At 58.5% G+C, this 18,487-nt stretch carries 19 protein-coding genes and 1 pseudogene; 6 read left to right on the top strand and 14 right to left on the bottom strand.

The window, feature by feature from the left end; all coding sequences use genetic code 11:
• Positions 1 to 53 precede the first annotated feature (53 nt).
• From GTQ41_RS16020 to GTQ41_RS16010, 3 genes are all read right to left on the bottom strand, one after another.
• Positions 54 to 713 carry a hypothetical protein gene (locus GTQ41_RS16020; RefSeq protein WP_131671283.1) on the bottom strand — a complete coding sequence of 220 codons (660 nt, stop codon included), beginning with the start codon at positions 711 to 713 and terminating at the stop codon, positions 54 to 56.
• A 140-nt stretch (positions 714 to 853) separates the two neighbouring features.
• On the bottom strand, positions 854 to 1,216 hold the full coding sequence (locus tag GTQ41_RS16015) for a hypothetical protein (RefSeq protein WP_047293505.1): 363 nt from the start codon (positions 1,214 to 1,216) through the stop codon (positions 854 to 856).
• Between the two features lie 255 nt (positions 1,217 to 1,471).
• Complete coding sequence (locus GTQ41_RS16010) at positions 1,472 to 1,753, bottom strand: hypothetical protein (RefSeq protein WP_047293507.1); 282 nt, start codon at positions 1,751 to 1,753, stop codon at positions 1,472 to 1,474.
• Positions 1,754 to 2,318: 565 nt separating this feature from the next.
• Between GTQ41_RS16010 and GTQ41_RS16005 the strand changes: the two are divergent.
• A pseudogene (locus tag GTQ41_RS16005) lies at positions 2,319 to 2,719 on the top strand (hypothetical protein).
• A 66-nt stretch (positions 2,720 to 2,785) separates the two neighbouring features.
• On the opposite strand, the gene GTQ41_RS16000 reads toward GTQ41_RS16005, so the two are convergent.
• Positions 2,786 to 3,217: a hypothetical protein gene (locus GTQ41_RS16000; RefSeq protein ID WP_047293508.1), complete on the bottom strand. Its 432-nt coding sequence runs from the start codon at positions 3,215 to 3,217 to the stop codon at positions 2,786 to 2,788.
• Between the two features lie 125 nt (positions 3,218 to 3,342).
• A complete protein-coding gene (locus tag GTQ41_RS15995) occupies positions 3,343 to 3,963 on the bottom strand; it encodes a hypothetical protein (RefSeq protein ID WP_047293510.1) in 621 nt (206 codons plus the stop codon).
• Positions 3,964 to 4,227: 264 nt separating this feature from the next.
• On the opposite strand from GTQ41_RS15995, the gene GTQ41_RS15990 reads away from it, so the two are divergent.
• The 3 genes from GTQ41_RS15990 (at position 4,228) to GTQ41_RS15980 (ending at position 6,206) form a co-directional block, all read left to right on the top strand.
• Complete coding sequence (locus GTQ41_RS15990; RefSeq protein WP_047293512.1) at positions 4,228 to 4,608, top strand: hypothetical protein; 381 nt, start codon at positions 4,228 to 4,230, stop codon at positions 4,606 to 4,608.
• Positions 4,609 to 4,622: 14 nt separating this feature from the next.
• A complete protein-coding gene (locus GTQ41_RS15985; RefSeq protein WP_047293514.1) occupies positions 4,623 to 5,045 on the top strand; it encodes an HD domain-containing protein in 423 nt (140 codons plus the stop codon).
• A 141-nt stretch (positions 5,046 to 5,186) separates the two neighbouring features.
• On the top strand, positions 5,187 to 6,206 hold the full coding sequence (locus tag GTQ41_RS15980) for an AbrB family transcriptional regulator (RefSeq protein WP_047293518.1): 1,020 nt from the start codon (positions 5,187 to 5,189) through the stop codon (positions 6,204 to 6,206).
• 159 nt (positions 6,207 to 6,365) lie between these two features.
• Here the strand turns inward: GTQ41_RS15980 and GTQ41_RS15975 are convergent, their stop codons facing one another.
• Positions 6,366 to 7,142: an NAD(P)H-dependent oxidoreductase gene (locus tag GTQ41_RS15975; protein ID WP_047293520.1), complete on the bottom strand. Its 777-nt coding sequence runs from the start codon at positions 7,140 to 7,142 to the stop codon at positions 6,366 to 6,368.
• An 84-nt stretch (positions 7,143 to 7,226) separates the two neighbouring features.
• Between GTQ41_RS15975 and GTQ41_RS15970 the strand changes: the two genes are divergently transcribed.
• Positions 7,227 to 8,120, top strand: coding sequence for a LysR family transcriptional regulator (locus GTQ41_RS15970; RefSeq protein WP_217325308.1), 894 nt, complete (start codon positions 7,227 to 7,229; stop codon positions 8,118 to 8,120).
• A gap of 4 nt (positions 8,121 to 8,124) precedes the next feature.
• On the opposite strand, the gene GTQ41_RS15965 is transcribed toward GTQ41_RS15970, so the two are convergent.
• Complete coding sequence (locus tag GTQ41_RS15965; protein WP_196302425.1) at positions 8,125 to 8,358, bottom strand: hypothetical protein; 234 nt, start codon at positions 8,356 to 8,358, stop codon at positions 8,125 to 8,127.
• A 14-nt stretch (positions 8,359 to 8,372) separates the two neighbouring features.
• Between GTQ41_RS15965 and GTQ41_RS15960 the strand changes: the two genes are divergently transcribed.
• A complete protein-coding gene (locus GTQ41_RS15960; protein ID WP_047293524.1) occupies positions 8,373 to 9,158 on the top strand; it encodes a DeoR/GlpR family DNA-binding transcription regulator in 786 nt (261 codons plus the stop codon).
• Positions 9,159 to 9,347: 189 nt separating this feature from the next.
• Here GTQ41_RS15960 and GTQ41_RS15955 read toward each other — a convergent pair whose 3' ends face one another.
• The 7 genes from GTQ41_RS15955 to GTQ41_RS15925 all read right to left on the bottom strand — a co-directional run bounded on the left by GTQ41_RS15955 (position 9,348) and on the right by GTQ41_RS15925 (position 18,289).
• Complete coding sequence (locus GTQ41_RS15955; RefSeq protein ID WP_047293526.1) at positions 9,348 to 10,631, bottom strand: FAD-binding oxidoreductase; 1,284 nt, start codon at positions 10,629 to 10,631, stop codon at positions 9,348 to 9,350.
• Between the two features lie 147 nt (positions 10,632 to 10,778).
• Positions 10,779 to 12,143 carry a glutamine synthetase family protein gene (locus tag GTQ41_RS15950; RefSeq protein ID WP_047293529.1) on the bottom strand — a complete coding sequence of 455 codons (1,365 nt, stop codon included), beginning with the start codon at positions 12,141 to 12,143 and terminating at the stop codon, positions 10,779 to 10,781.
• Between the two features lie 549 nt (positions 12,144 to 12,692).
• Positions 12,693 to 14,036, bottom strand: a complete 1,344-nt coding sequence (gene chrA, locus GTQ41_RS15945; RefSeq protein ID WP_217325307.1) for a chromate efflux transporter — start codon at positions 14,034 to 14,036, stop codon at positions 12,693 to 12,695.
• A gap of 65 nt (positions 14,037 to 14,101) precedes the next feature.
• Positions 14,102 to 14,995, bottom strand: a complete 894-nt coding sequence (locus tag GTQ41_RS15940) for a LysR family transcriptional regulator (RefSeq protein WP_047293531.1) — start codon at positions 14,993 to 14,995, stop codon at positions 14,102 to 14,104.
• A gap of 247 nt (positions 14,996 to 15,242) precedes the next feature.
• Positions 15,243 to 16,142, bottom strand: coding sequence for a bestrophin family protein (locus GTQ41_RS15935; RefSeq protein WP_047293532.1), 900 nt, complete (start codon positions 16,140 to 16,142; stop codon positions 15,243 to 15,245).
• A gap of 35 nt (positions 16,143 to 16,177) precedes the next feature.
• Positions 16,178 to 17,176: a GTP 3',8-cyclase MoaA gene (moaA, locus tag GTQ41_RS15930; RefSeq protein ID WP_047293533.1), complete on the bottom strand. Its 999-nt coding sequence runs from the start codon at positions 17,174 to 17,176 to the stop codon at positions 16,178 to 16,180.
• Positions 17,177 to 17,437: 261 nt separating this feature from the next.
• Positions 17,438 to 18,289, bottom strand: a complete 852-nt coding sequence (locus GTQ41_RS15925; RefSeq protein WP_047293534.1) for a CAP domain-containing protein — start codon at positions 18,287 to 18,289, stop codon at positions 17,438 to 17,440.
• Between the last annotated feature and the right edge of the window lie 198 nt (positions 18,290 to 18,487).

Genomic DNA, 18,487 nt, shown 5'->3' with positions numbered 1-18,487 from the left:
GTTTTATGATTACTAATGCGTAACTCTCATAGAAGGTTCTTGGGGGTGGGATGTCATTCGTTGTCTTGAGCTAATAGCGCGTTAATCTCTGCAATTTCTTTTAGTGTCCTCGAAACCTTTGAATACATTTTACTACGGTAATTGTCTATATCAGGGTTTGTATAGAGTCTGTTTCCACTGGAATCAAAGGTATATCTATCTGAGTTTTTTGCCGTTGTGCAGCGCTCAATTTCCTCATATAGAAAACTTATTTCTTTATGTTTTGACTCGATTTTTGAGTAATAATATTGACTTTTTATTGATTTTTCATTTAGCGATATTTGTTTTTTTTGCAGTTCGGCTAGCTCACGCTGCGCTTCAGCGGAGATTTTATTTTGTTCCGCCGATTCTTTTAGGGCATCTTTTGTTTCGGACAGTTCTTCTTTTTGGGATAGATATGCTTTGATCAGAAAATATAAGGCGATTGTTGAGGCCAGAGGATTTACTAACCCCCCGAAATAGTCTCCTAGTGCCCCCCAGTCTGATGGGTCTGATGAGAGTGAATGGTTGTGAAAGTTTGAAATATATGCGGCGGAAATTGATACTGTAAAAAAAAATATCAAAATCCAAGGCCAAGATTTTTTTGCGAAAAATGTAAGTTGTGTTAGTGGTGTGCTGGATTTTGTTGCTTCAGTGTGTTTGCAGTCGCCGTTTTGTGATTTTTTAATTGACATATAATTTGTTCTTTGGTGGGGGGATTAACGGGCGAATTTATTATTTTTTTGCCTGAAAGAAAAAAGAAAAGAAAGAAAAGGTGACAGATTTATTTGTGTGATGTTTTATAGGTCTATCACCTTTAAGTTCCGTACTTTAACTACCATGTAAGGCTTTTGTTCTTGGCTTCAAAATTTTTCTTGTACATCATCCATATAGTGCTGTAATTACACATGTCAATTTTCTCGCAGTAGTCATGAATCACTGCGTTCATTATTTTTCGATCAGTGGCTTTAGTCGCTTCTTTGAAGGAGTCAAGATTCTTCTTTTCCATCATGCGAAGAGTGCTTTCCTGGCACATGTCGATTTTTTCGCAGTAGTCCTTCCTCACCGTTGCGGTGATGGAATCAATGACCTGTTGTTTCTGTGCTTCTGAACCGTCGAAATCCATCGGATTGAGGATTGTCGCGGCGGAGCAAGAAAATGCGCTGAAGAGTGTGAGAATGAAGAGCAATTTTTTCATGGAGATATCCTTTCCTCGTCTACTGTTGCCGTGATTGTCGCTGATCAGGATCGAAGATCCTCAGTACACCGATCAATTGCCGGATGTCAGAGTGCCACTAAGTTTTTGTCAGTGGAAGACGTTGAGACCAAAGTCGCTAGCGACGGAGCCTCAGCCGATTTTGCGACTGAGTTTTCTACTCCGACCCATCCAAAGGACAAAAAACCGCGATATCGCGGTTTTTTATGGCTTCAAAGGGGGGATAGAACGCTTGGGTCAGGATTCAATTGCTCGTTGCCCAATTACCCGAAATACATCCCTCACGTCCTGCACCAGGATTCTCGCGATCGTGGTGATGGTGCTGATGTCGTGTTCGGAATGGTCGGGGAGGCTGGTGCACGCCATGAGATCTAAATACTTAAGGACTGCCTCGAGGCGTTCGGATGCGCAGGCATGTAGGTCACTCAAGGGGGCTTCGGCATTAATCAGCAGGACAGGGTGATCCGAAGCCGGATAGGACATGTCAACGCATTGGTAGAGCGATTTTTTGTTCGTCATGGTGCTAATCCTTTTAATGAGAAGAATTGCCACCGTCCTGCTGCGAAACAAAATGGGTGGCAGCTATGCGCGGGTTCGCAGACCGGAGGATTAACACCAAGACCCGGCAGACCCGAAGGTCTCCCACGCACAACCGCCATAAAATTTGCGCAGCCGGGAGTTGGCCGTGCCAGCTGCGAAACCCTATCGCCAAATTCGTTCAGCGACAGATCCACTCTAGGCATCGATCCCCACCGTCGCAATCAGCCTGTAGGACGTGAAATCACCAGATGTGGCCAGCGCTTTCGCTCCCGGTCAGCGGTGCAACCGTCGTGAATCAAGGGTTGCGGAGTGTCCGGGGAAAATGACTCGCAGGGTATGGAACCGCTTCGCAGCCCCGCAATAACAAGCTCCCTCACCACGCGCAGTCATTTCCTACGCGGTTTTCAGATCCCAAAATCCAGTACCCATCCCCGCCCCGGAACTTTCTTCAAAAACGATGCCAATTTGATGGCGTGTCGCGACGCTCATTTGAATTGGATAAACCAGCGCCAGGCTGTTTCCTGGCAAGCCAAGGGAGTGTGAGATGAAACTGATTTTTGCGATGTTGTTGATGTTCAGCGGTTACACGTTTGCCAGTTGTTCCAACATCAGTGACAGCGATCAGCGCAATTACTGCCAGGCCACGCAGGAAGGCAGTACTTGCTCCTCAATCCGGGACAGTGATTTGCGTGCGTCCTGCGAAGCGGAGAAGGGCAGTACTTGTTCGAGCATTCGCGACAGCGACCAGCGCGCTTACTGCGAGGCGAAAAAGGGCAGCACCTGTTCGAGCATTCGTGATTCGGATTTGCGCGCAACGTGTGAGGCTGAAAAAGGCAGTATTTGCTCCAGTATCCATGTGCATTTTGTGAAGCGAAGAAGGGCAGCACTTGTTCGAGTGACCGGAATTCGGACTTGCGCAATCAGTGTGAAGCCATGAAGCATTGATTCCCCACCATTTAGAGCAAAAAGGGACACCCATCAGTGTCCCTTTTTCATGCGCGCTAAACGCCGCTATTTCGCCTTCCAATGCCCACCCCCGTTCTCACAATCAATTCGCGCCTGGGCCAAATGCTCCGCGTCGTAGTAATACGTGGTCACTTGGGCGTTGTCGGGGATGTTCAGCGCCTTGGCGTTTTTGTCTTTGCTGGTGGAGTGCGGGTTGGCCAGGGATTCCTGGGTGATCGTGGCGACACACGTGGCCTGATAGTGATCAGCGCAGTGGTCGACTTTGGTTTTAGTGCTGCTGAGCATGTCTTTGCTCTCATTGCTGCACGACCAGTCGATGGAGTTGACGGGCATGCCTTCGTATTCGTAGCAGCTGTGGGTTTCCACGGCGGGCACCGAAGCGCTGGAGGATTGGGTCTGGACGTCGCAGCCTTCGGCCATGACGCAGGTGGGGATGACGGCGAAGGTGGTGATCAGGAGCAACATTCGGATGTTCATCGCGGAACTCTCCCATGGCCCCGTGTTTGATCGTGAGCGGGGCGCTTATGGTTTCGAGATAGGTTCGTCTCGGAAGGTTCCATCAACCATTCCGGTGAGAGTACGCGAAGGTGCTCCTGTTGAAATCACTCGGTGTCGTACATTAATTCTAACCTTTCGATCCACTCATCAGTTGCGCCAAACCTCGAATAATAAGATTGCTTTTCAATGTCACTCAATTGAGTGAAAAAACTGAAAAAGTAATTGTTGTCGTAATACTCTTGAGCACCTTGCATGCTGCCTCCCCACCAAGCAGGCTCGTAGCCTTCAAAAGCAAACCAAGGTGGAGGAACCGCAAATTTTTTGCGGTTAAGCATCGTTAAAAATTCAAGGCTATTAGTTATCAAACGAATCGTGACGGAGTTGAATTCTCTAGTAGATGCGAAGAATATCAGTCGGTCTCCGCTCAATGCGCTTTCGTATTCAAATACCGGAAGGTCATTGAAGGTTCTTTCAGTATTTTTTCTGAAGTGAGATTCGACGAGTGATTCAAATTCAACCAAATTTTTAGGGTCGATTAGGAACTGCGAAAAAAATGCGCAGATATAAGCGCTTTCCAATGAAGTAGTGGGAGGCTGAGCCGGTAGGTTGGTCTGAACTAAAGGCCGAGCAAACAAGCTTTTAAGCTCCTGTTTGCTGTACCCGGCTATTTGCTCTTGCCTAGGTTCTGGCTTTACCAGTGCCATTATTTTTTTGATAAACCTCATGCGGCTCTCACTCTTGCATACATTCAGTTAGCTAAGGCGCACCAAGCATTAGGAGGAGGTTAGATCAGTAACTCGAGCAGCAGGTTTTCCTGACACGGTGAACATCCTTGTAAATACCTTGGTTTGGAAATGTTACACAAAAGAGGGTGGGTTGAACCATTTCAGTTGTCCGTCTACATCTCATCGCCAAAGGTTCCCACCATCGGCACCACGACGTAGACTGCGAAACAAGTTGTAACGCCTCACCCACGGACGGAACCGCGCATGATCGAAATCGGCAGCCGCAACAATGCCCCCACCCCGCAGCACCCCACTCAAGACATCTACATTTTCAGCATCGACCAGTCCCGACCGGCGACGCCATTCTGCTTCGAGCAATCGATTGGCGGCGGGCATGCCAATCAGGGCGGGGCGCGGTGGTTGGCGCTGGATGAGCTGGATGGCTGGCCCGGCGAATGGCGTGAGCATTTGAAGAAGGCTGATTGTGCGTGGGTTGCGCAGGTGATCGATGCGCATCGGGAGGTGGACCAAGCGACATTGGTGTCCATGCTGCTTGAGCAACATGCCCAGCCAGTGGGGCGTTTGAAAACAATCGGCAACTGGCTTAAACGCAATATCCACGTCGGTGGCCGTTACGGTCTCTAACCCGAGGAATCTCCATGCCCCAGACACTCGAACGCGCTATCGCCATCGCCGCTACCGCCCATGCCGGGCAGGTCGACAAGGGCGGTGCGCCGTACATTCTGCATCCGCTGAAAGTCATGTTGCGCATGAATTCGCTGGAAGAACGCATCGTCGCCGTGCTGCACGACGTGGTCGAGGATTGCGGCGTCAGCCTCGATGATTTGCGTAAGGAAGGCTTCAGCGAAGAGGTGCTGACGGCGATTGAATCAGTGACCAAAGTGCCGGGCGAGTCTTACGAGGATTTCGTCGAGCGCGCGGCGCAGAACCCGATTGGCCGGGTGGTGAAACTGGCGGATCTGGAAGAGAACAGCGACCTGTCGCGCATTGCCTCGCCAAGTTGGGAGGATCTGGAGCGGGTCGAGAAGTATCGGCGGGCGATTGGGCGGTTGCGCACGTAAGAACGAATCCCACCCTGTAGGAGCTGCCGAAGGCTGCGATCTTTTGATCTTGCGTTTAAAAATCAAAGTCAAAAGATCGCAGCCTTCGGCAGCTCCTACAGGGGAGTGGAATACCTCAGGGACATAGCCAGGAAGGCGAATATGAAATCGATTCTGTGTTTGTTGATCGCGGCCGCCGTTGGCGCTGCGTTGCAGGTCAGCGGTGTGCCTCATGGCCTGTTGCTGGGGGCGATCCTCGTCACCGCATGGGTCACCACGCGCAGCGGTTTTGCCCCCGCGACCCCTTATGGTCTGGGCTACATCCAGGTCACGCTGGGCATCGCCACCGGGCTGATGTTCGAGGCGTGGGACAGTGCGACGGCTTCGGCGATGTTGCCAAGCCTCGGCGTTCTGCTGATATGCCTGACGGTACAGATTGCCCTCGCCGGAGGATGGCTGACCCGCGGCGCAGGCTGGAACCGTACCGATGCGCTGTTGGCGGTATACCCCGGCGCACTGGCAGCGGTGTTTGATTTGCTGGAGTCGGAAAAGGCCTCAAGCAAGGTCATCATCGTGCACCTGATGCGGTTGCTGTTGATCACGGTGCTGGTGAGCTTTTTGATTCCCGGGCAGGGCTCGGTGGCGGTGGTTGAAAGCCCTCCGTTGAGCACAGGCATGGCGTTGACCGTATTCGTACTGATTGGCCTGAGCGTGGTGCTCGGGCGTTTGCTGCTGGCAATCGGCGTGCCGGCGCCGTTCATGCTGACGGCGATTCTGCTGACGGCGGTGTTTGTGAAATCGGGATGGCTGCACGGCTTCCACATGCCGGACTGGAGCCTGAATCTGGCGGCGCTGATTCTCGGCGTGCGGATCGGCTCGCGCTTTCAGGGACTCGGTTTTGCGGAGCTCGGGCGGCATGGTCGCACGGCATTTGTGTCGGTGGGGCTGATGATCGTGGTGGCGGCGGCATTTGCCGAAGTAGCGGCGCGTTGGCTGGGCAGTGATCCGCTGTCGCTGTGGCTGGCGTATATGCCGGGGGCGATCGAGACGATTGCGATTGTCGCGTTTGCCGGTGGGCTGAATGTGGTGTTTATCCTCACGCATCATCTGGCGCGGATGGTGTTGCTGCACTTTGCGCCGGCGTTGTTGGTGCAGGTGCGGCGAGCGCAGAAAGAAGTCTGAAGCACACCCTCCTGTGGCGAGGGAGCTTGCTCCCGCCGGGCTGCGAAGCGGCCCCAAATCCTGATGTCGCGGTGTTTCAGGTGCACCGAAATCGCAGGTTTGCGGCGACTGCGTCGCCGAGCGGGAGCAAGCTCCCTCGCCACAAAGGTCCAGGTATCTTTACCGTGTGTGGGCCGCAAAGCCCTCAAGCCCCGGGGCGATACCTTCCTTCAACGTCAACGCCGGAATCTCATAATCGCCGGCATTCTGCAGCCGATACGCAATCGGCCGCGTGCTCCACAACTCATCCAGGCGCCTCCCCAGCGCTTCGCAGGTCTCGGCAAACCGCGCCTCATCCATGCGACTGGCGCGGTACACCAGGAAGGGTGGCACCACGTCGAAACCGGGGTAGAACAGCACGCCGTGCTGGATCGGAAACAGCAAATCATCAATCGGCCCGTTGATCCCGCGCGGGCTGTAGTGCGAATCCCAGCCTCCGGTGGTGACCAGCAGCATCGCGCGTTTGCCTTTCATCTTGCCTTCGCCGTAACGCTCACCCCAGCGGGCATCGGAATGCTCGCCGACTCCGTAGGCAAACCCGTAAGCGTATACGCGCTCGACCCATCCCTTGAGGATGGCCGGCATGGTGAACCACCACAGCGGAAACTGCAGGATCAATGCGTCGGCCCACAGCAGTTTTTCCTGCTCGCGGGCGATGTCGGCGGACTGCCGGCCCTGTTGGTAAGCCAGTTTCGAATCGATCGAAGCGTGGAATGGCCGGCTTTCATCGCGACCGGGGGCGTCATCGGCGTCGATCGTGGTTTTCCAGTTCATCGCATACAGGTCAGAGACCTGCACGGTGTGGCCGGCGGCTTGCAGGCGCTGGACGGTGAAGTCCTTGAGCGAGCCGTTGAGCGAAGTGGGTTCGGGGTGGGCGTAGACCAGTAGCACATTCATGTGGCAACTCCTTGGTTGGATGCAGGCAGGATCAGTCCTTGATCGGTATATTGGAAATGAATGTCTGATATGTCAGGTATAGCCATGAATAATTTACGACGTCTGGATATCAACTTGCTGTTGACCCTAGACGTGTTGTTGGCAGAACACAACGTAACCCGCGCCGCAGAGCGGTTGAACCTGTCGCAGCCGTCGGTGAGCGTGCACCTGGCCAAGCTGCGCGAGATTTTCGGCGACCCGTTGTTGCTGCCCGGCCCTCGGGGCATGCGCCCGACTGCACGGGCCGATGAACTGCGCGAGCCGTTGCGTGAAGCGCTGCAAGCACTGGAGCGCGCGGTGGCGCCGGCCAGCGCGTTCGATCCGGCGCAGGCCCGACACATCTGGAAAGTCGCGGCGACCGATTACGGCGAGTCGACGGTGGTGCTGCCAGCCCTCAGCGGTTTGCGCCTTCAGGCGCCGGGCACGCGGCTGGCGGTGCTTGATCTGGTGCCGGCGCAGTTGGCCAGGCAGGCGGAGCAGGGCGTGTTTGACCTGGCGCTGCACATCACCGAAGACGCGCCGCTGGATCTGCATCAGCGGGTGCTGTTCACCGAGCATTACGTGTTGGTCGGGCGTGTCGGGCATCCGGGTTTGAAGCGTAAGCCGACTCGCGAACAGTTCTGCGCGCTGGAACACGTGATGGTGTCGCGCGAGGGCGGCGGTTTTTTCGGGGTCACCGACAAGGCGCTGGCCGAGGTCGGTCTGGCGCGCAAAGTGGTGTTGTCGGTGCCGCATTTTCTGATGGTGATGTCGGTGCTGGCCAGTACTGATCTGGTGGCGATGCTGCCGTCACGGCTGGTGCGCGGCAACCCGGCGTTGCAGGTGGTGGACGCACCGCTGCAGGTGCCGGGCTACGAAATGGCAATGTTCTGGGGCGAGCGCGCGCACCGCGACCCGGCACACAAATGGCTTCGCGAGCACTTGGCGGCGTCGGTGTGACGTATCAGGCGTGGCCAAGGGCAATCGCAAAAGACACCACGATCATGCACGCAAACGCAAAATTGAGATTCATCAGCTGTTCATCCTGAGCCTTTTTAAAGTGAGGCCATTCTGAACAGGCGCCATGCAAAGAAAAAATTCGGCCTGTTGATTCCAATGATCGAAACAATTGATACCCGCCGGTTTGTGTTTGCCCGAGGCTTTCGCTAGTCTCGGCAAAACCTGCAACTACAAGCATAAACAGGCAAAACCATGCACGATCATTCGGTCACCGAACTGCCCTCCCTGCGCCGGCAGAAAATCCTCCTGATCCTCGAGCGCGACGGCAAGGTCATGGCCTCCGAGTTGAGCCAGCATTTCGCCGTGTCCGAAGACACCATCCGCCGCGACCTCGCCGAACTGGACAACGCCGGGCTGGTGCAGCGCGTGCACGGCGGGGCGCTGCCACGGCCCAAGGACAGCGGCAAGGATTACTTCACTCGGCTGGATGAGACCGATGAGGTCAAAGTGCGGTTGGCGCAACGGGCAGCGCGAGAGGTGGAGGACGGGCAGATTGTGCTGTTCGATTCCGGCTCCACCACTTTGCAGGTGGCACGCTCGCTGCGGGCGGATATCCAGATCACCGCGGTGACCGCAGCGCCGATGACGGCCATCGCGTTGTCTGAGTACAAGGGCGTGAACGTGATTCTCGCCGGAGGGCAACTTAATCCGCGCACGATGGCGGCCGGCGGGCACGAGGCGGTGCGCATGCTGGCCGGGATCAAGGCGGATCTGGCCTTTACCGGCGTCTGTGCGATTCACCCGGAAGTGGGCATCACCTCGCTGCACTTCGATGAAGTGCCGGTGAAACAGGCGCTGCTCGACAGCGCGACGCGGGTGATTGCGGTGACCACGGCGGACAAGCTCGGGGCGGTCGAGCCGTTTGTGGTGGCGCCTTGTACTCGCCTGCATACGCTGATTACCGAGCGGCATGTGGCGTCGGGCAGTGTCGAGGATTATCGGCGATTGGGGATTGTGGTGGAGCAGTTGCCGGACTGAGGTTTTTTGCTGAGGCTGATGGCCTCATCGCTGGCAAGCCAGCTCCCACAGGTTTTGGTGGTGTACATCAGGTTGAGTACGACACGGACACTGTAGGAGCTGCCGAAGGCTGCGATCTTTTGATCTTGATCTTAAAAACAAAGTCAAAAGATCGCAGCCTGCGGCAGCTCCTACAGGAAGGTGGGGGTGTCAGCGAAGGCGTTCAAGCATCTGGTAATACCACATCCCCGCCGCCAGCAACGGATTGCCCAGTAAATCCCCCATCGGCACCCGAATGTGCTGGCACTGCGCAAAGGTGTCGAACTGTTCCATCTGCCCGGTGATCGCGCGGCTCATGATTTCGCCCATGATGTGCGTCGTCGCGATGCCGTGTCCCGAGTAGCCCTGGCAATACCAGACGTTGTCCGAGAGCTTGCCCAGTTGCGGGATGCGGTTGATCACGATGCCCATCGCGCAGCTCCACTGGTAGTCGATCTGCACCCCTTTGAGCGCCGGGAAGGTCTGCTCGATGCACGGGCGCAGCTCGGCGGCGATGTCCCGTGAATCCTTGCCGCTGTAGTTGGCGCCGCCACCGAACAGCAGACGACCATCAGCCGTGAGGCGGTAGTAATCGAGGACGAAACGGCAGTCATACACCGCGAGGTCTTCGGGGTTGATCTGCCGCGCCAGATCACCCAGCGGCGCGGTGGTGACGATGCCGCCCATGGCCGGGAAAATCTTGCCCTTGAGCTGACCCGGTTCGAGTTTGTGATAGACGTCGCCGGCGAGCATGACCTGATTGGCGTCGATCTGGCCGTGGGCGGTGCGTACGCCCGGGCTCTTGCCGTGAATGATCTCCAGCACTTCACTGTTCTCGAAGATCAATGCACCAAGACTTTCTGCCGCCCGCGCTTCGCCGATACACAGGTTGAGCGGGTGCAGATGCATGTTGCGCGTGTTCTTGATTGCGCCGTGGTAGAGGTCGCTCTGCAGCAGGTCGCGCACTTGACTGCGGTCGAGCAGGCTGACTTCGCCGCCGAGGCCGCGACGCACGGCTTCCTCGTAATCATTGCGCAAGCCGGCCATGTGGCTCGGCTTGTAAGCCGCGTGCAGATGACCGTGTTTGAGGTCGCACTGAATGCCGTACTTCTCGACCCGCTGCCGGATGATTTGATGCCCGCGCCAGCGCAGGTGCCAGATGAAATCGTCGACTTCATCGCCGAGTTTCGGGCGCATCTGTTTGCGCATCGCGCCGTCGCCTGAGAGGCTGCCGGTGACTTGTCCGCCATTGCGCCCGGTGGCGCCCCAGCCGATCTTGTGGCTCTCGACGATGGCGACTTTCAGGCCTTTTTCGGCGAGTTCGACGGCGGTGGCGACGCCGGTGAAACCGCCGCCGATGATCACCACATCAACCTGGTGCCGGCCCTGCAGGGTCGGGTAATCGGTGTCCTGGTTGAGGGTGGCGGTGTAGTAGGAATTGCAGCGTTGGGTCATGTTGGTGTCCACACAAAATTCGGGAGTCAACTCGAGGACCCTGTGGGAGCTGGCTTGCCAGCGATAGCGGCGTATCAGTCACCAGAGATGCTGAATGTGCCGGCCCCATCGCTGGCAAGCCAGCTCCCACAGGATTCAGGGTGTATGTCAGGCTTCGGTCAGGTACCAACGCCAATCCTGCTCACCCACCTCGGCCATGAACTGCCGGTACTCGGCACGCTTCACCGCCAGGTACACGCCAAGAAACTCCTGGCCCAGGGCATCCCGCGCCCATGCAGAATTTTCCAGTGCCTGCAACGAAGTCAGCCAATCGGTCGGCAGCAGTTGCTTGGCCTGCGCATAGCCGTTGCCCTCGACCGGCGCACCCGGATCGAGGTCTTCACGAATACCACGATGGATCCCGGCAAGGATCGCTGCCGCCGCCAGATACGGATTGGCGTCGGCGCCGCAGATGCGATGTTCGATATGCCGGGTGTTGGCCGGGCCGCCCGGTACACGCAGGCTGACGGTGCGGTTGTCGACGCCCCAGGTCGGCGCCAATGGCGCGTAGCTGTTGGCCTGGAACCGGCGGTAGGAGTTGGCGTTGGGGCAGAACAGCAGCAGCGTATCGAGCAGCGAGGCGAGCATGCCGCCAATCGCCGTGCGCAGTAGCGGGGTGCCGGCCGGATCCTCGGCGGCGAACAGATTGCGCCCCTCGCCATCAGCAAGGCTGACGTGCATGTGCATGCCGGTGCCGGCCAGATCATCGAACGGCTTGGCCATGAACGTCGCCTGCATGCCGTGCTTGTGCGCCACCGCTTTGACCAGACGTTTGTAGCGCACTGCCTGATCCATCGCGACCAGTGCGTCGCCGTGTTCAAGGGTGATTTCCACCTGGCCTGGCGCATATTCCGAGATCGCCGTGCGCGCCGGAATGCCATGCAGTTTGCAGGCACCGTAGAGGTCGGCGAGGAACGGTTCGATCTGCTCCAGTTCGCGCAAACCGTAGACCTGAGTGTGTCGCGGTCGGCCGCCATCGGCATCCAGCGCCGGTTGCGGACGGCCGTTGTGATCGCGTTTGGCGTCGAGCAGATAGAACTCCAGTTCGCACGCCATCACCGGGTGATAACCCTCGGCCTTGAGGCCGTCGATGACCTTTATCAGCAAGTGCCGCGGGTCGGCGATGCTCGCCGGCATTCCCTCGGTCGGGTGCATGCTGACCTGCACCGCCGCGGTGGGAATCTGCCGCCACGGTAGGCGCACCAGACTGCCTTCGAGCGGGTAGGCGCGGCAGTCGATGTCGCCGACGTCCCACACCAGCCCGGAGTTTTCCACGTCCTCGCCCTGCACAGTCAGGCCGAGGATGGTGCTGGGTAGCGGGCGACCGCTCTGGTACACGACAAGCAGTTCTTCACGGTGCAACAGTTTGCCGCGTGGCACGCCGTTGGCGTCGAGGATGAACAGCTCGATCATGTCGATATCGGGGTTCTGTTCGAGGAACAGCTGTGCGTCTTCGATGGCTGCGAATTTCATGGTCAATCACTCACGATGGCGCCGCGCAGGCGCGCAGAATCGGGCCGGACACGACGCGGTAAATAGGCGTGAGTGTCCTGGCAGGGATATCAAAAAAGAAAAAAGTATTTCGCTAATGCCCGGCAGTCGGAAGTGACACGGAACCTGTGGTGAGGGGATTTATCCCCGACGGCGCGCGTAGCGGGCCAAAAAGATAGGGACTGCTGCGCAGTCCATCGGGGATGAATCCCCTCACCACAATGGATCTTTTCAGACTGTCGGAATCAGCAGGCGATATCCGGCGGGCGTGCGGAGTGGCGCAGCTTGGAACGGCGCAGGGCCATGGGGAGATTGACGATGCGATTCATGCGCGGCCCCTGTGACAGAGGGCGCACACAGCGGAGACGTTCAACCTTTCTGGTTGTTGTGGTGACGTACTCATAACGCGTGTTTCCGTTGGCGGAAAACGTCGGTGGCGGGGCAGACCCGCCGACCGGTGTGCCCGGATAGTAAGGGGCAATCTGCGGGTGTGTAAACCGCTGATTGCGCCCCGGCACCGTTGGACGACGTTCAGTGCAGCAGGTGAAAGCCCAGCCCGGCAAGGGCGCAAACGATCAACACTTCGATCACCCCGCGCTTGAAAATGAACAGCGCCAATGCCGCCAGCAGCGCCAGCCCGATCGAAAACAGACCCGGATGCCCGGCGAAACCGCTCGGCCAGAACACGTGATAAGCGAAGAAACACGCCAGGTTGAGGATCACCCCGACCACCGCCGCGGTGATCGCGGTCAGCGGTGCGGTGAATTTCAGTTCGTTGTGGGTCGATTCCACCAGCGGCCCGCCGGCGAGGATGAACAGTAACGAAGGCAGGAAGGTGAACCAGGTCACCAGCGTCGCCGCCAGTGCACCGGCGGCGAATGCATGTTCGGCGCCGAACGCCGGTTGCACGTAACCGCCGATGAAACCGACAAACGCCACCACCATGATCAGCGGGCCGGGTGTGGTTTCGCCGAGGGCGAGGCCGTCGATCATCTGCGTCGGCGTCAGCCAGCCGTAGTGCCCGACCGCGCCTTGATAGACATACGGCAACACCGCGTAAGCACCACCGAAGGTCAGCAGTGCGGCTTTGGTGAAGAACCAGCCCATTTGCGTGAAGGTGCCGTCCCAGCCGAACAGCGCGGTCAGCAGGCCCATCGGCAAACACCATAAAGCCGCGCCGATCAACAGCAGGCGCCACAGCTTTGGCAGGCTGAATCGCGCATGCTCAGGCGTCGGCGTGTCGTCATCGATCAACGCCGGGCCGAAGGATTTGGCACTGCTGCGCTGACCGCCGTTGTTGAAGCGCTGTGGCGCCAGTCGCCCGCCGAGATAACCGATCAGTGCCGCCCCGAGCACGATCAGCGGAAACGGTAGATCAAAGGCGAAGATCGCCACGAATGACGCCCCCGCGATGGCCCACAGCCAAGCGTTTTTCAGCGCCCGCGAGCCGATGCGGTGCGCCGCGTGCAAGACAATCGCGGCCACCGCCGGTTTGATCCCGTAGAAGATTCCGGCGACCACCGGCACGTCGCCGAAGGCGATGTACAGCCACGACAGCGCAATCAGAATAAACAGCGACGGCAGCACGAACAGCGCCCCGGCGATCACCCCGCCCCAGGTGCGATGCAACAGCCAGCCAATGTAGGTCGCCAGTTGCTGGGCCTCGGGGCCGGGCAGCAACATGCAGTAGTTGAGCGCATGCAGAAACCGTCGCTCGGAGATCCAGCGCCGGCGCTCGACCAGTTCCTGATGCATGATCGCGATCTGCCCGGCCGGGCCGCCGAACCCGATGCAGCCGAGCTTGAGCCAGAAGCGCCAGGCCTGGCGCAGCGTTACGGGAGCGGGTCTGGGCAAATCTTCGGGTGAGGTGTTCAAGCGCGGCGCCTGCGGTGGATGTTGTCGGAGCCGCTATCTAAGCAGTTTTCTGTTCAAGTGTGGTGTCAGGCTTGGCCCTTTCCAAACAATTTGCGCGCCTCGGCGAAGCACTTCTCGGCGATCGCCGAGCGCGGTTCGGTCTTGCGCATCACCAGCCCCAGCGGCGCCAGCACACTGGCGTCCGGCAATTGCATGAACGACAGGTGTTCGATCGGCTCTTCCAGCCCGCTGTCCAGCGGCATGATCGAGCAACAGAAGCCCTGATGAATGGCCTGTAACAGCTGATAGGTCGAATCGCTTTCCAGGATCGGCTGCGGATTGAGGCCGCGACTGCGGAAACTCAGGTCGATGGATTTGCGGTAATGCATGCCGGTGGTGATCATCCCCAGCGGCAGTTCGGCGGCGTCCTCCCAACTGATGTCCGAGCCTTCGAAATGGAAGTGGCGGTTGTCGTAAAGCAGCCCGACGCGGGTTTCGCCAATCTCGAAAAAATCGAAATAGTTAGGGTTGACGTGGTCGAGGTAGCACACGCCCAGGTCCAGTTGATTGTTGCCCAGCTCGGCGATGATCTCGTCGGAACTCCCCGACGACAGACTGAATTTCAACTCGGGATACGTGCCGGACAAGCTCTGGATGTAAATGATCGGGTTGAAGTTGCTCAACGGCACCAGGCCCAGGCGCAGGCTGCCGACCAGTTGCCCGCGGCACGCTGCGGCTTCGGCAAACAGGCCGTCATGCGCGGCCAGCAGCGTGCGGGCCCAGGCCAGCACTCGTTCGCCGGCCTCGGTAAACCCTTCAAAGCGCTGGCCGCGATTGACCAGCACCAGATCCAGCTCATCTTCCAGATTGCGCAGACGCATCGACAGGGTCGGCTGGGTAATGTGGCAGCGGGCGGCGGCCTGGCCGAAGTGTCGGGTTTCGTCCAGCGCGATCAGGAACTTGAGTTGTTTGATGTCCACGATGGCACCTGCTCGTTGAGAAATCGGATTGAGTATCGACGCAGCGGCGCGCAGCGCACGAAAAACGCGAGGTGCGACGATCTCACCTGACGGTATGTGCGCCGGATCGGAAGAATTGAATAGCCTGTCGATCCGCTCTGGCGCCCATGGTTTCAAAGGCGTTGGCCGAGGTCAACGGCGCCGATAGAGCAGATCGATTATGGGGTGGGTCAGAGTGATCAGACCGTACTTGCGGGGGGGAGCGAGATCAGCTCAGGACATAGTCCACCGGCAACAACATCGGTGGCAGGTCGGTCTCACCCAGTTCGCTGAGGACATCGCGCTCGATGGTGCGCACCAGCGAGTCGGTCGCCAGGTCGTTTTCGTCGCGGCCGAACGGGTCTTCCAGCTCGTCGGCAATCGCGTCCAGACCAAAAAATGTGTAGCTGACAATTGCGGTAAACAGCGGGGTCAGCCAGCCCAGCGGTTCGGCCATGGCGAACGGCAACAGAATGCAGAACAGGTAGATGGTGCGGTGCAGCAGCAAAGTGTAGGGGAAGGGTAGCGGGGTGTTTTTGATCCGTTCGCACACCGCTTGCGCCTGGGTCAGGCTCGTCAGGTGATTGGCCAGCAGCATGTAGCGCCACTCGCTCAGTTCGCCACTCTGTTGCAGGTCGGAGCACTGTTGGCCGACCTGCTGCAGAATGCGCCCGCTGTAGTCCGGCACCTGTGCATCGTGTTGCGGGGTGATCCACGCACGGCTGGCCGCCGCTTCGCTTTCCCGGCGCAACCGCGCATTCAGCGAGTGGGCGAAACCGCAGAGGTTGAGCAGCAATGGTTTGCGCTGCGCTGATTCGCGGATGACCTGGGTTTCGCGGATCACCGAACGAATGTGCACCAGCACATCGCCCCAGGCTTTGCGCGCTTCATACCAGCGGTCGTAGCAGGCGTTGTTGCGAAAACTCATGAAGATCGACAGCGACAAGCCGAGCAAGGTGAACGGCGTGGCGTTGACCTTGGTGAAGTTGCTCGGGTGGAGCATTTCCATCAGCACGATGGCCGAGGCCAGCAAGGTGACCATCAGCGTGCGCAGGGCGATGCGTTTGGCGATCGAACCCTTGAGGGTGAAGAGGATGGCGAACTGGTTGACCTTGGGTCTGACGATCATGCTGGGCGATCCCGGTTACGCAGGGTAAGGGCGGCTCAACCGCCGGTCATGTTCATGAAGCGCACGACCTGAACGTCGTCGTTCACTTCGAAATTGTGCCGGTACGGCTTGAGTTTCATCGCCTCGATAATGGCCTTTTCCAGCCGCTGCGGTTGCCCCGGATGAGCGCGCAACACGGCTTTGAGGTCCACCGAATGCTCGTTACCCAGACACAGTAGCAAACGCCCTTCGACGGTCAGCCGCACGCGGTTGCAGGTGCCACAGAAATTGTGGCTGTGCGGCGAGATAAAGCCCAGGCGAATGTCCGGTGCTTCGGCCACGCGCCAGTAGCGCGACGGGCCTTGGGTCGACTCGGCGGAATCGATCAGGGTGTAGCGCTCGGCGATTTTCTCGCGCACTTGGACACTGGAGAAAAACGACTCGGCGCGACTGTGTTCGCTGATGATCCCCAGCGGCATTTCCTCGATGAACGAGACGTCGAGCTGGCGGTCGATGGCGAAACTCACCAGATCGTTGATCGCCTGATCGTTGCGTCCCTGCATCACCACCACGTTGAGTTTGGTTCGGGTGAAACCGGCCTTGCGCGCCGCATCGATACCCTTGATCACCTGCGCCAGATCACCGGTGCGGGTCATTTGCTTAAAGCGATCCGGGTCGAGGCTGTCGAGGCTGATGTTCAGGCGGCTGACCCCGGCGTCGAACAGCGGCGCGGCGAGTTTGTCCAGTTGCGAGCCGTTGGTGGTCATGCACAGCTCACGCAGGCCGGGCAGGGCGGCGATCTGTTCGCACAGCCTGACGACGCCCGGACGGATCAGCGGCTCGCCGCCGGTCAGGCGAATCTTGCGCGTGCCCAGCGCCACGAAGCTCTGCGCCAGTTGATAGATCTCCTCCAGCGTCAGCACTTGCTGGCGCGGCAGAAACTGCATGTCCTCAGCCATGCAATACACGCAGCGGAAGTCGCAGCGGTCGGTAACCGACATGCGCAGATAGTCGACGCGGCGGTTGTAACCATCGATCAAGACACGCTCTGACATGACAGCCTTGCAGGAGTAGAGAAGCCGCATTGAGCGGAAAGAATGGAGTGCACGCAGGTTAGGCGCAACGTTGGCAAGCGTCCAATCACTATTAGTGAATGGCTGATTGATGCGCTCGATGATGAGCTGATTGTTCACCGAGACGACGATCCGGGTTGAACGCCGACAGTGAGCGTGCTCGTGAAGGCGTCCGTGCAGTCGCCACCGGTGTCAGAGCACATCCACTGTCAGCTGTGACCGCTGATGTTCCATCAATCAGGGTTATGGCGCACCAAACATCGCGGTCCAGTAAATGCCGGCGCTGCTTTTCGGGTCGGTCGCGTAGGCGGCGCCGAGTTCCTTGTATTGTGGGTTCATCAGGTTGGCGCAGTGACCGGAGCTGGCAAGCCAGCCGTCGACGACCTTGCGCACGGTGTCTTGTCCGGCGGCGATGTTTTCGCCAACCAGTTGGCCGCCGTAGCCGGCCAGTTCGGCGCGGTCGCCCGGGGTGCGGCCGTCACGGTCCTTGTGGTCGAAGTAATTGTTGTTGGCCATGTCGCGGCTGTGATCCTGAGCGATGCTGCCCAGGTTTGCACTCCAGGCCAATGGTGCCGCGGCGGCAAAGGCCTGGCCGCCGCATTGACGTGGCTGGGCGCGAGCGGCGTTGAGTTGTTCAAGCAACTTCTGGCCTTCGCTCTGCGCATCCCCGAGTTTTGCCGACAGCAGTGGTCGTGCCAGCACAATGCGCCAGTCGCGATCGGCGCGGCTCACGCCGACATCGACGAACTGCGGATCCAGCACCACCTGACAGAAGCTCTCCTCAATCGCCTTCATCGCCGACGCCGCATCGCGCGGGCCGTTGAGGGTGATCGCCTGCACATTGACCATCGGATAACTGGCGCTGGCCATGGCCTGTTGCAGATCTACCGCGCCGGCGGCCGGCAGTCTCAGTCGCGGGTCGGCCGACAGCGGTGGCAGTTCATTGGACGCCTGGCTGCCGCAACGCTGCGGTTGGCTGCGGTAAGTATTGATCGACTCGATCAGTTGCGACTCGTCGGCAGCCATGGCCGAGGCGGCCACGGCCAGCCCAAAGGACAGCGCGGCAAAGCGCAAAACGGATGGCATGAAACGCATGGAAATCTCCTTGAGCGGAATGCGCTCATGATGCGCGAAAGGCCCCCGGTCCGTGCAATGTCTTTTTCTTCATCGAGCCGGTTTTTCTGCGGAACGTTACGCCGGCCTTTGCCGTCTACACTCTCCGAAGGCCCCGGGAACCGGGCGTCTCCCCCACGAAGCACCTTGCCCGGAACGGGCGCTGCCGGAAGAACTGAC

It is taken from the genome of Pseudomonas sp. AN-B15 (assembly GCF_019056475.1).
Lineage (GTDB): Bacteria > Pseudomonadota > Gammaproteobacteria > Pseudomonadales > Pseudomonadaceae > Aquipseudomonas > Aquipseudomonas parakoreensis.
This window is presented reverse-complemented; position numbering and strand designations above follow the sequence as displayed.